This is a genomic window from Chryseobacterium sp. C39-AII1 (genome assembly GCF_039672645.1).
GTDB lineage: Bacteria > Bacteroidota > Bacteroidia > Flavobacteriales > Weeksellaceae > Chryseobacterium.
On sequence record NZ_JBDFPQ010000005.1, the window covers coordinates 54,113 to 66,008 of the forward strand.

An 11,896-nucleotide genomic window follows, 5' to 3' on the forward strand; every position below is an offset into this window, starting at 1 on the left:
ATTTTAAATTCCCTATTTTTACACAAATATTTATTTATGAAAAAAATTCAGATGGTTGACTTACAAAGTCAGTATTACAAAATAAAGAATGATGTAGATAATGCAGTTTTAAATGTAATGGATTCGGCGGCTTTTATTAACGGCCCTGAAGTAAAGTCCTTCCAGAATGAATTGGAGTCTTATTTAGACGTAAAGCACGTTATTCCTTGCGCAAATGGTACCGATGCTCTTCAAATTGCTTTGATGGCTTTGGATCTGCAGGAAGGTGATGAGGTAATCACTGCAGATTTTACATTTGCTGCAACAGTTGAAGTTATTCATTTATTGAAACTTAAGTCTGTTTTGGTGGATGTTGATTATGATACATTTACGATTTCTACTGAAGCGATTAAAAAAGCGATTACTCCAAAAACAAAAGCAATTATTCCTGTTCATATTTTCGGACAATGTGCCAATATGGAGGAAATTTTAAAAATTGCCGAAGAAAATAATTTATTCGTTATTGAAGATAATGCACAGGCTATTGGTGCAGATTATACTTTCCCAGACGGAACAGTAAAAAAATCAGGAACCATGTCTACAGTTGGTACCACTTCTTTTTTTCCGTCTAAAAACTTAGGCTGCTATGGTGATGGTGGTGCAATTTTTACGAATAATGATGAACTTGCTCACCGTTTGAGAGGAATTGTAAACCACGGAATGTATGAAAGATATTACCATGATGAAGTTGGGGTGAATTCTCGTTTAGACAGCGTTCAGGCGGCAGTTTTAAGAAAGAAACTTCCTCATTTGGATACGTATAACGAATCAAGAGGAAAAGCTGCTGATTTTTATGATGAAGCTTTTGCAAATCATAAAGATATTTTAACTCCGAAAAGAGACGAAAACTCAACACACGTTTTCCACCAATATACTTTGAGAATTTTGAACGGAAAGCGTAATGATCTGCAGAAATTTTTAGCTGAAAAAGATATTCCGGCAATGATTTATTATCCGGTAGCTTTAAGAAAACAAAAAGCTTACTATCAGGAAAGTAATGATGCCGATTTTGTAAATACAGATAAGCTTTTGGATGAGGTAATTTCTCTTCCGATGCATACTGAGCTTGATGAAGAGCAGTTGAAGTATATTACGGATGCTGTATTGGAGTTTATGGGATAATTACTATTGGGGACTTTGTCAAAGTTGAAAATCTTTGACAAAGTTTAACAAAGTAAAAAACACAAAAAAAACAGATGAAAATAAGAGAAACTCAATTAGAAGTTGATCGATTTTACCATATTTTCAACAGAGGTGTAAATTCAAAATTAGTCTTTTTAAATCATGAAAATTTTAATTATTTTCTTGGAAAGGTTAAATTGTTTTTACTTCCTTATTTTGATGTATATGCATATTGTTTGATGCCTAATCATTTTCATTTTATCGTAAAGCCTAAAACAGAAACTGAATCTTCTCAAGACTTTAAGAAATTGGGTTTACATTCTGAATATTGTTTTTTCAGTAAAGCAATTGCGAAGCTGATCAGTAGCTATACACAGGCTTTTAATAAAGTATATCATCGTAGTGGTCCGCTTTTCGAATCTCCTTTTAAAAGGATACTTATTGATTCTGAGGAATATCTTAGAAATTTAATCATATACATTCATCAAAATCCTAAAAACTTTCAGAATTACAAATTTTCCTCTTATCTTGCAGTGATTTCTAATCATGAAACCAGCATTCAGCGTGGTGAAGTATTAGAATTGTTTAGTGATTGTGAAAATTTTATCGAATGTCACAAAAAAGAAATAAATGAAAACTTTGTCAAAGACTTAAAGCTTTGACAAAGTCCTAAAAAAACATAAACATGGCAATATTAGTCACAGGAGGGCTTGGATATATTGGTTCTCACACCGTTGTAGAACTTTTGAATAACAATTTTGACGTTGTTATTGTTGATGATTTATCAAATTCAGAAAAATTCATCTTAAAAAATATTGAGGAAGTTGCAGGTAAGAAGCCTGCTTTTTATCCTTTTGATTTAAAGAGAAGAGATTTACTGACTCAGGTTTTTGATGCTTATGAAATTGAAGGCTGTATTAATTTTGCAGCGTCAAAAGCAGTTGGTGAAAGCCAAGTGAAGCCTGTTGATTATTATGAGAATAATTTATTTTCATTAATCAATATTCTTCAGGAATTTAAAGAAAGAGGAATTTCGAATTTTATTTTCAGTTCATCTTGTACGGTTTACGGACAGGCAGATACAATGCCAATTGACGAAAATACACCGTTGAAAATGCCGGAAAGTGTTTACGGAAAGACCAAACAGATGGGCGAAGAGATTTTAATTGATTTTGCGAAAGCATATCAACGTAAAATTTCGTTATTAAGATATTTCAATCCTATTGGGGCGCATCCGTCGGCAAAATTAGGCGAATTACCGATTGGAATTCCAAATAATTTAGTACCTTACGTTACCCAAACGGCTGCGGGCATCAGAGAAAAGCTGAGCATTTGGGGAGATGATTACCCAACGGTTGACGGAACGGCTGTTCGTGATTATATTTATGTAGTTGATTTAGCTAAAGCTCACGTTGCAGCTTTAAAAAAATTAATTGAAAATCAATCAAACGAAACGACTGTTGATATTTACAACTTGGGAACAGGGAAGGGATCTTCTGTTTTGGAGGTTGTAAAAGCGTTTGAAGTGGCGAATAATGTTGAAGTTCCTTATCAGATTTGTCCGAGAAGGGAAGGTGATATTACGGTAGCTTATGCGAATGCAGACAAGGCCGAAAAAGAGCTTGGATGGAAATCTGAAACGAGCTTGGAAGATGCTTTGAGAACTACTTGGGAATGGCAGAAATATTTAAAATCCAGAAATTCATAAAATAAAATTATGGCTTGGAATCCGGAAATTTATGCTCAATTTAAAGATGAGCGTTCAGCTCCGTTTTTTGATTTGTTGAATCTTGTTGATGATGTAAAAGACAATATGTCTGTTATCGATTTAGGTTGCGGAACGGGAGAACTGACTTCAAAATTACTGGATCATTTAAGGGATTCTAAAGTTTTAGGTATTGATTCCTCTGCTGAAATGCTGAAAAAAGCCAAGCATTTTGAAACTAATCGTTTAAGCTTTATTCAACGAAATATTGAGGAACAATTAAATTTAAATGATACCTTTGATTTAATTATTTCTAATGCAGCAATTCAATGGTGTAGTAATCATAAAGAATTATTTCCAAGAATTATAAGTAAGATTAATAAGGGCGGGCAATTAGCTGTTCAGATACCTTCTAATCATGAATTTATTGTTCATCAGTTGCTTAGAAAAGTAGCAGAGACTGAGCCTTATAAAACAGCATATCATTCTTGGACACGAGAATATACTGTTTTAAAGATTGAAGATTATGCAAAGATTTTGTACGAAAATAAAGGAAACGATATTGTTGTGTTCGAAAAGGTATTTCCTCATGTGATGGAAGATGCGGAAGCTATCTATAATTGGGCTTCGGGTACTGCAATGATTCCTTATATTGAAAATTTATCAGATGAAAATCTGAAAGAGAAATTTAAAGAAGATTATAAACAAGAATTAAAAAATATTTTCCCAGAATCGCCGGTCTTTTATCCATTTAAAAGAACATTCATGACGGCGAAATTTTAAAAATACTTATATGAAAACAGAAAGAATAGGCATTACGTTTTCCTCGTTCGATTTATTACACGCAGGGCATATTAAGATGTTGGAAGAAGCAAAAACAATTTGCGATTATCTAATTGTAGGTCTGCAGATTGATCCTTCTCATGACCGTCCTACGAAAAATAAACCGACGCAGACTATCGTTGAAAGATATATTCAGTTGAAAGCGGTAAATGCGGTAGATGAAATCATTCCATATTACACGGAAGAAGATTTAGAGGATATCTTGAAGTCTTTTGTGATTGATGTAAGAATCATCGGAGACGATTATCTTGACAGAGATTTTACAGGTAAAAAATATTGTGAAGAAAAAGGAATTGAGATCTACTACAATAAAAGAGATCACAGGTTTTCTTCAAGCGACCTGAGAAGGAGAATTTTTGAAGCAGAAAGCAGAAAAATTACTAAGTCTGAAACAATTAAATAATTTCTTTATTTTAAAACATAAAAAATCCCGAAACATCTGTTTCGGGATTTTTTGTTTTATTACATTGGGCCTCCTTGCTGATCGTCTCCTGCAGCATTGGAGTTGATGTCTTTTTTCCTTTTAGGTTGATCAATCTTTTCTCCTTGCTTAAATCTGTAAGTAAGTGATAATGAAAACTGTCTTGGTTGCCATTGCATGTAAGAATCTCTTACACTGTTTGCTGTGTATGTTGTAGATCTCATTGCTCTGGTATTGAAGATATCCTGAACATTGAAAGCGATCGTTCCGTCTCCTTTCCAAATTGTTTTAGATGCTCCAAAGTTGATAGCATACATATCTTTTCTATCTTGATAAGCTGTTTTCTGGCCTCCTCTATAGAATCCTTGAATCTGGAAGCTGAAAGTTTTATCAACTTTGAAAGTAGATGTTAATCTGGCTCTTGTTGAGAAACCTTTACCATTAAAGTTAGCTACTGCTTGTGTAGGATTTCCATCTTCGTCAAATGTGTCATACAAAGTACTTCCTTTTGTATTGTATCCGAATAAATCAACATTTCCTAAAAATTTTAACCAGTTCGTAGCATCCCAGTTAAAGTTTAAGTCTAAACCAAAACGATCATCAGTTCCTAAATTAATAGGCTTTGTATGAGACTCAATACGTTGAGGATTTACTAAAGTACCATCAGCATTAGTTGCTAATTTATTATAAACCAACATTTTTGTGTCATCAGTTTGATGTCTGTAATATAATGTTGGATTAATCGTGAATTTCTTTTTAGCAATGCTGTAACCAAATTCGTATGAATCAACATAAGAAGGGTTCAGGTTAATATTTCCGTCAAAAATATTTTGGTTATCACTATAATTCGGATTAGGAATCATAAAGAACGATCTCGGACGGTCTATTCTTCTTGTATAATTTACCAATAGTTGATTATCTTTTGCGAACTCATAGCTTAAATAAACACTAGGGAATAAATTATTATAATTTTTCGATGGTATAATTTTATTTTGCGAAGGATCAAGACTTTGATAATTAATATCAATATTAGAAAGCTCATCTCTTACACCAACTTGATACCCTAATCTACCTATTTTACTTTTAAATTGTAGATAGAAAGCATTGAAAGTTTCTTTATAAGTTGCATCATAAGTATATGGTTTTAAGAAATCTAACGCTGTTGTAGCTGTGCTTTCTCTAACGTCGTTACTATAATCGTTCGTATTGATATCTATTCTGTATCCCGCTTCTAATTTAGAATATTCACCTATTGGTAATTCATAATCAACTTTACCAATAACAGATTTATTTATCGTGTTTTGGTTAACAAGGTTTCTAAGTGAAAAAGCTCCGTTTCTTGTCTCGTTAATATCAGTGTCGTTGTATGATCTGCTTCTTTGTAAGCTTAAAGAAACGGATAAGTTTTGACCTTTATCGTCAAATTTGTGATCTAAACCAAAATCTCCCTGAAAAGCTAAATTATTATTAGTTCCAAGTGTTGATCTGTTTGATGTTGCATTAGGATCTTTAAAATAAGAGTATTTGTAATCTATATTTCCAAAACTTTCATTATCAAAAGTTCTTACGGTTCCTGATGCGTTTACTGATGTTTTTGGAGAAATATCGTATACAATTCCTGCAGAAGCATTGTAGTTGTTATTTTTACTTTTAGTTTCAGTATCCTGATTTCTTGTCAGAAGATCATTGTCTTTTACTGCACTAGTGAAATAGTCATCAGATCTGTTGGTGTTTTTAGACTCTCTGTAGCCACCGCCACCGTTTAAAAACCAAGTGAAATTCCCTTTTCTCCAGTTCAGATTAGCATTTAAATTGGTTTGAGGAAGATATCCTAAAGTTCCGATAACGCTACCATTAAAGCCTGTTTTCTTGCTTTTCTTTAAGATAATATTTAAAATACCGGCAGTTCCCGAAGCTTCAAATTTTGAAGAAGGGTTTGTAATTACTTCAATTCTTTCAATCTGATCAGCCGGAATACTTTGTAAAGCATTCGCACCATCATCAATTCCCAGTAAAGCGGAAGGTTTTCCGTTGATTAAGAATCTTACATTGCTACTTCCTCTCATGGAAACAGTACCATCTGTGTCCACAGAAACCGATGGAACGTTCGTTAAAACATCCTGAAGATTTCCTCCTTTACTTACAATATCTTGAGACGGATCGTATGTTTTTTTATCAAGCTCTACTTTATAAGGCTTTGTTGCCTGAACTGTAATGGTAACTCCCTGGATATCCTGAGTTTTTACATTGGTAGCGCTTGCTTCAGGCTCAATAGATAGAGCTCCGATGTTTCCTGCAGCCGTAATTTGCTTGTTGGTAAGGCTTTTCTTGTAATCAATAGCCTCTACTGTAATGTCATAATTGCCCGGTGCAAGATCTAGTTTATATTGTCCCTTTTCGTCAGTAAGCGTTGCGTCGCTGAAGAGTTTGTTTTCCTTATTACTGAACGTCACAGATGCGTAAGGCACAGGCTGATTGCTCTTATTGACAACCGATCCCGATACGCCTACTTTCTCCTGACCAAAAGCAAATGCCGCCGCCGATAGTACAAAGGTAAGCCCTAGAGTTTTCTTTGTGAAAAGGTTAATAATTTCCGTCTGATTCATAGATTTGTTTTTGTGTAAAATCGTGAAAGTATTATTCCTAATATTGTGAATTTAATAAAGGTTTAAATTTCAAAATATTACGATAGTTTATGTATTTGTAATGTATATGTCGTCTTTTAAGACTAAATGTTAATTGTTATATTGTTAAATTAAAGTTAAATTTTTCTTCTATTTGATATTCTTTGAATTCAGCCAGTCCTGATACGCTTTTGCATTAATTGCATGTTGCTCAGCACTTGCCGTAAATTTGTGATAACCGAATCTTGCAGGATCAGCACACATAAAGATGTAATTATTGCTTTCCGCGTTCAACACAGCATCTACAGAGTTTTTATCAACGATACAAATCGGTCCCGGAGGAATTCCTTTGTTTGCATACGTATTGTAAGGCGATGGAGTAGACAAATGTTTATAAAAAACCCTTTTTATAGATTCTTTAAAGTTGGTTTGCTGATTGATGGCATAAATTACCGTCGGGTCAGATTGAAGTTTCATTCCTTTTCTGTAACGGTTTAGATACAATCCTGCAATGGTTCTCATTTCATCTTTTTTCCCTCCAGATTCTTTGTAAACAATAGAAGCTAACGCGTAGATTTGATCTCTCGTTAATCCCGATTGTTGCTCTTTTGCTTTCCTTTCGCTATTCCAAAAATCATTATATTGATCTTCGAATTTCTTGAAAAACTCTTTCGGCGTTACCGTCCAGAAAAAGTTATAGGTATCGATGAAGAAATATTTTTTTAGATCTTCAGCACTTTTATATCCTTTTTCGGCAGCAATACTGTTCAGATTATCCACGAATTTTAAAGAATCCAGCTCTGTTTTTTTAGTGACTTTACCAACCATCTGATAAATGTCTCCAAAATCACCAATTCTAAAGCTATTCTCGCTTTGGTTTCCGGCTTTAATCATATTCACCAAATTGGTATTTCCCAATCCTTTTTGAAAATGATAACGCCCCGGTTTGAAATTCTGTTCAAGATCTTTCATTTTAGCAACCGTTTCGAAAGATTCTTTATCTTTCACATATTTTCCGACAGAGTCTAAAATTTGTTTAAAATTCGCTTGATGCGGAATCAAAACATAGCCGTCATTTTCTACGTTGTTGCCGTAATATTTATTATAAAATCTCAAACCAAAAAATCCTCCTACTACAAAAACGAGTAAAATGATGATGAGAATTGCTTTTTTCATAAATGTTGATTAAAAGTTTACTAAATTTTTATAAAAGGTCTACCTTTCCTCTAAAAACTTGCTTCGCCGGACCTTCAAGCCAAATATTCTGGAAGTTTTCTCCATTTTTTTCGGCATACACTTTTAAGTTTCCGCCCAGCGTTTTAACTTTTACAGAGATTAGATTGTTATTTTGCAGAAAAGTTAAAGCCGAAGCTGTAACTCCTGTTCCGCAGCTGTATGTTTCGTCTTCAACGCCTCGTTCATAGGTTCTTACGAAAATCTCTTCATCAGAAATTTTTTCAACAAAATTCACGTTGATGCCTTTTTCTTTATAATTTTCAGAATTTCTGATGCCATTTCCGTGTGCAAAAACGTTGTAGTTTACGATATCTTCAACATATTTCACGTAGTGTGGCGAGCCTGTATCCATCACCTTATCTTCACCATCATTTAAAATAGCATTTACATCGCCCATTTTAAGTTTAATGATTCCGTTGTGTATTTCTGCATCATGTTCTCCGTCGATGGCGATAAATTTACATTTACCTTCAAAAATATCTAAGAAAAAAGCGAAAGCTACTGAACAACGCGCACCGTTTCCGCAAAAACTTTTAGAACCGTCAGAATTATAATAATCCACCTCGAAATCATAACCTTCTGCATGATTGATTTTAATAAGCCCGTCTGCGCCAATTCCGAAACGTCGGTCGCAAAGTTTTTGAATATTTTCGATGGATAGGTCATTCCATTCTCCGGAACGATTATCTATCATTACAAAATCGTTTCCTGTACCTTGATATTTATAAAATTCCATATATTTTTTTTCTCTAATTTGACTAAAAAATTAACTTACAAAATTACTAAATAAAAACAAAAACGAACAGTGTTAGCTGCTCGTTTTCTTATTTAGAATGATTATATTATCTTCTGAAACCACCTGTTCCTGATGAGGAAGAAGAGCTGTTCTGCTGTGTTGTTGGCGAACTGTTTCTAAAACCTCCTGAGTTAGAATTATTCTGCTGCGGCTGCGGACTCGTATTTCTGAAACCACTATTGTTATTTTGTTGTGGTTGCGGAGTATTTTGCTGCTGATTTCTGAATCCGCTGTTGTTTTGTCTCTGGTTGTTATTTTGCTGTTGGTTTCTAAATCCGCTATTATTCGAGTTTGAATTTGAGTTTCTGAAACCGCCGCTGTTGTTATTTCCCTGAGAGTTAGAATTTCTAAATCCTCCAGAATTATTTCTTCCGTTATTATTGTTATTTGAATTTCCGAAACTTCCTTGGTACGTATTCTGTCCCTGCCCTGTAGATCTTCTTTCTACATATACTTTTCTTCTTGAATTATTATAATTGTAGTAATAATAAGGTACACCGTTGTCGTAATAATAATTTACGTCGTTTCTGTAATAATATCCATCGTTACCCCAATATCCACCGTTTCCGTAATATCCGGATGGTGCATAATAATATCCGTCGTTATAATAAGGATCACCATATCCGCCAGTGTTTGCATATCCGTCAGAATACGCGATACAAGATGATAAACTAGCGATAGTGAATATACTTAATGCTATTTTTAATAAATTTTTCATGACTTTATTGTACTTTTTTTGCTTTAAAACTTTTTTCCCAATTAGCGTATCCTGAGATCGCCATTATAGTAAATACCAAATATTGAACCGAAGTGATCCCGAGACCTTTATAAATCATCATCGGAATACAGATAATATCTCCGATGATCCAGAAAATCCAACTATCAATGCGTCTTTTCGCCATTAGCCACATGCCGAGTAAAAAGGTAGAAGTGGTGATCACATCCAGCCAGTTGGCCCGATCTAAATGATAAAGACCAAGATTTACCTCATTCATTGAAAATTGATTGTCAATATATGGTTTAAAATAATATACTACAGTTACTAAGATTAAACTTATGATGAAAAGTAAAATCCCATATACCCATTCTTTTTTTTCTGCCCATTTTACATCTACATGAATATTATCCTCAGAATTTTTAGACCACAAGATCCAGCCATAGATGCTGATGATGGTATAATAGACATTAATCATACAATCGCCAAACAATCCAAAATTGAAAAGAATGTAAACATAAAGTAGAGTAGAAATGATCCCGGTAGGGTAAACCCAGATATTTTTTTTAATTGAATAATATACGCTCAGAATTCCGAAAAAAGCAGCAGATGCTTCTAGGAAAATCTCCAGAGAATTGTAGTCTTCGTAGGGTTTTACGAAAAGATCGTATAAATTCATGGGTTCAAAAATACGCAAAAAATCGCATATTTTAAAATGATTTAAATAATGTGTAAGTCAGCTTTTTAACCGTTTGTATTTAAATTAAATGACGAAAGTTTGTCAATAAACAATATGATTTCTAAAATTTTTATATTTTCGTAAATCTTTAATAAATAAAAAAACATGTCTAAAATTTGGGTTAAAAAGCCGCTAAGTGCCTATGAGGCAGATATGAAAAAGAGCGAGCTGAAAAAAGTCCTTGGTAAATGGAGCTTAACGGCAATTGGAGTAGGAGCGATTATTGGTGGAGGAATTTTTGTACTTACAGGTACCGGAGCTTATTATCACGCAGGGCCGGCATTGGCGATCTCTTTTATTGTGGCAGGTATTGCCTGTGTTTTTGCTGCGTTATGTTATGCGGAGTTTGCTTCTATCATTCCGGTAGAAGGTTCTGCTTACGCATACGCTTACGGAACAGTAGGAGAAATTTTTGCATGGGCAATGGGTTGGTGTCTCATCTTAGAGTATGCCATGGCCAGTATGGCGGTTTCCGTGAGCTGGTCGGGATATTTTAACAAATTTCTCAAGATTTTCGGGGTTCATCTCCCGTCGTATCTTACTTCCGATCCGGCAAGTTATACAGGAGACGGATTTTCAATGAATTTACCAGCTTTCATTCTTGTTCTTTTAATTACTGCATTATTGGTAAAAGGAACTAAAGAAGCTGCAGGAGCTAATAATTTAATTGTATTGCTAAAAACTACGGCAGTTGTATTTGTTGTGATTGCTGGTGGTTATATCATATTTTCAAGTCCTGAAATGTACACTGCGGCAGAAGGTGTAAAAAACTGGAAGCCATTTATTCCTGATGAAACTTTAATTAAAAACTCCGAAGGAGAGATGGTTTCTGCGTATGGAATTAAAGGAATTATTTCAGGAGCTGCGGCAATTTTCTTTGCTTATATTGGTTTTGATGCCGTTTCTACACAGGCAGGCGAAGCGATTAATCCTAAGAAAGATGTTCCTTTTGCGATCATCACATCATTGTTGATCTGTACAGCTTTATATATTTGTGTATCTCTTGTTTTAACAGGAATGATGCATTATACAGACTTTAATCCTGAAGGTAAATTCCCAGATGCGATTAAAGCACCTGTGGCGTATGCTTTTGAAATTGCAGGAAAACACTGGGCTAGTAATATCGTAACGATTGCTGCAACAGTAGGTTTGATTTCTGTAGTAATGGTCATGATGATGGGGCAATCAAGAATTTTCATCGGAATGGCAAAAGACGGTTTGATTCCTAAATTCTTTGGAGAACTTCACCCAACAACAAGAACACCTTACAAAGGAATTATTTTATTAGGAGTTGTGGTGGCATTTATAGCAGCATTTACACCAATTTCTACATTGGCGGATATGACGAGTTTCGGAACTTTATTTGCCTTTACATTGGTTTGTATCGCGGTTTGGGTAATGAGAAAAAGACAGCCGGATCTTGCTAGACCATTCAAAGTGCCTGCTTACAAAATCGTAGTGGCATTGGGTGTAATCATTAATGTATATTTAATTTTTAACCTAAGCGCTCACGCATTAGAGCTTTCTGCGTGCTGGTTATTCCTTGGAGGACTGGTGTATTTTATGTATGGAAAATCACACAGTAAGCTAAACAATCCTGAAAAATATCAGAATAATGATTAATATATCAACCCGCTTCGGCGGGTTTTTTATTTT

Annotated in this window: 11 protein-coding genes; 6 read left to right on the top strand and 5 right to left on the bottom strand. The window is 34.3% G+C overall.

Annotation, left to right across the window (positions count from 1 at the left end; translation table 11 throughout):
• Positions 1-36: 36 nt before the first annotated feature.
• The 5 genes from ABEG63_RS09955 to ABEG63_RS09975 all read left to right on the top strand — a co-directional run bounded on the left by ABEG63_RS09955 (position 37) and on the right by ABEG63_RS09975 (position 4,112).
• A complete protein-coding gene (locus tag ABEG63_RS09955) occupies positions 37-1,161 on the top strand; it encodes a DegT/DnrJ/EryC1/StrS family aminotransferase (RefSeq protein WP_267405381.1) in 1,125 nt (374 codons plus the stop codon).
• Between the two features lie 74 nt (positions 1,162-1,235).
• On the top strand, positions 1,236-1,823 hold the full coding sequence (locus ABEG63_RS09960; RefSeq protein ID WP_346584431.1) for a hypothetical protein: 588 nt from the start codon (positions 1,236-1,238) through the stop codon (positions 1,821-1,823).
• Between the two features lie 23 nt (positions 1,824-1,846).
• On the top strand, positions 1,847-2,869 hold the full coding sequence (gene galE, locus ABEG63_RS09965; RefSeq protein WP_267405379.1) for a UDP-glucose 4-epimerase GalE: 1,023 nt from the start codon (positions 1,847-1,849) through the stop codon (positions 2,867-2,869).
• A 9-nt stretch (positions 2,870-2,878) separates the two neighbouring features.
• A complete protein-coding gene (locus ABEG63_RS09970) occupies positions 2,879-3,649 on the top strand; it encodes a methyltransferase domain-containing protein (RefSeq protein ID WP_346584433.1) in 771 nt (256 codons plus the stop codon).
• Positions 3,650-3,659: 10 nt separating this feature from the next.
• Positions 3,660-4,112, top strand: a complete 453-nt coding sequence (locus tag ABEG63_RS09975; protein ID WP_346584435.1) for an adenylyltransferase/cytidyltransferase family protein — start codon at positions 3,660-3,662, stop codon at positions 4,110-4,112.
• 59 nt (positions 4,113-4,171) lie between these two features.
• On the opposite strand, the gene ABEG63_RS09980 is transcribed toward ABEG63_RS09975, so the two are convergent.
• The 5 genes from ABEG63_RS09980 to pnuC all read right to left on the bottom strand — a co-directional run bounded on the left by ABEG63_RS09980 (position 4,172) and on the right by pnuC (position 10,180).
• On the bottom strand, positions 4,172-6,736 hold the full coding sequence (locus ABEG63_RS09980) for a TonB-dependent receptor (RefSeq protein ID WP_346584437.1): 2,565 nt from the start codon (positions 6,734-6,736) through the stop codon (positions 4,172-4,174).
• A 168-nt stretch (positions 6,737-6,904) separates the two neighbouring features.
• A complete protein-coding gene (gene mltG, locus ABEG63_RS09985) occupies positions 6,905-7,930 on the bottom strand; it encodes an endolytic transglycosylase MltG (protein ID WP_346584438.1) in 1,026 nt (341 codons plus the stop codon).
• Between the two features lie 28 nt (positions 7,931-7,958).
• Positions 7,959-8,726 (bottom strand): diaminopimelate epimerase, encoded by a 768-nt coding sequence (gene dapF / locus ABEG63_RS09990; protein WP_346584440.1) that lies wholly within the window; start codon positions 8,724-8,726, stop codon positions 7,959-7,961.
• A 106-nt stretch (positions 8,727-8,832) separates the two neighbouring features.
• On the bottom strand, positions 8,833-9,504 hold the full coding sequence (locus ABEG63_RS09995; RefSeq protein WP_346584442.1) for a hypothetical protein: 672 nt from the start codon (positions 9,502-9,504) through the stop codon (positions 8,833-8,835).
• 4 nt (positions 9,505-9,508) lie between these two features.
• Positions 9,509-10,180 (bottom strand): nicotinamide riboside transporter PnuC, encoded by a 672-nt coding sequence (gene pnuC / locus ABEG63_RS10000; protein ID WP_346584444.1) that lies wholly within the window; start codon positions 10,178-10,180, stop codon positions 9,509-9,511.
• A gap of 165 nt (positions 10,181-10,345) precedes the next feature.
• Here pnuC and ABEG63_RS10005 point away from each other — a divergent pair, with 165 nt between their 5' ends.
• Positions 10,346-11,863 carry an amino acid permease gene (locus tag ABEG63_RS10005; protein ID WP_346584445.1) on the top strand — a complete coding sequence of 506 codons (1,518 nt, stop codon included), beginning with the start codon at positions 10,346-10,348 and terminating at the stop codon, positions 11,861-11,863.
• Positions 11,864-11,896 lie beyond the last annotated feature (33 nt).

What these genes read in the sequence shown, in the direction of transcription:
- ABEG63_RS09955 (WP_267405381.1), top strand. Translation starts at nt 37, where the DNA reads ATGAAAAAAATTCAGATGGTTGACTTACAAAGTCAGTATTACAAAATA.
- ABEG63_RS09960 (WP_346584431.1), top strand. Translation starts at nt 1,236, where the DNA reads ATGAAAATAAGAGAAACTCAATTAGAAGTTGATCGATTTTACCATATT.
- galE (WP_267405379.1), top strand. Translation starts at nt 1,847, where the DNA reads ATGGCAATATTAGTCACAGGAGGGCTTGGATATATTGGTTCTCACACC.
- ABEG63_RS09970 (WP_346584433.1), top strand. Translation starts at nt 2,879, where the DNA reads ATGGCTTGGAATCCGGAAATTTATGCTCAATTTAAAGATGAGCGTTCA.
- ABEG63_RS09975 (WP_346584435.1), top strand. Translation starts at nt 3,660, where the DNA reads ATGAAAACAGAAAGAATAGGCATTACGTTTTCCTCGTTCGATTTATTA.
- ABEG63_RS09980 (WP_346584437.1), bottom strand. Translation starts at nt 6,736, where the DNA reads ATGAATCAGACGGAAATTATTAACCTTTTCACAAAGAAAACTCTAGGG.
- mltG (WP_346584438.1), bottom strand. Translation starts at nt 7,930, where the DNA reads ATGAAAAAAGCAATTCTCATCATCATTTTACTCGTTTTTGTAGTAGGA.
- dapF (WP_346584440.1), bottom strand. Translation starts at nt 8,726, where the DNA reads ATGGAATTTTATAAATATCAAGGTACAGGAAACGATTTTGTAATGATA.
- ABEG63_RS09995 (WP_346584442.1), bottom strand. Translation starts at nt 9,504, where the DNA reads ATGAAAAATTTATTAAAAATAGCATTAAGTATATTCACTATCGCTAGT.
- pnuC (WP_346584444.1), bottom strand. Translation starts at nt 10,180, where the DNA reads ATGAATTTATACGATCTTTTCGTAAAACCCTACGAAGACTACAATTCT.
- ABEG63_RS10005 (WP_346584445.1), top strand. Translation starts at nt 10,346, where the DNA reads ATGTCTAAAATTTGGGTTAAAAAGCCGCTAAGTGCCTATGAGGCAGAT.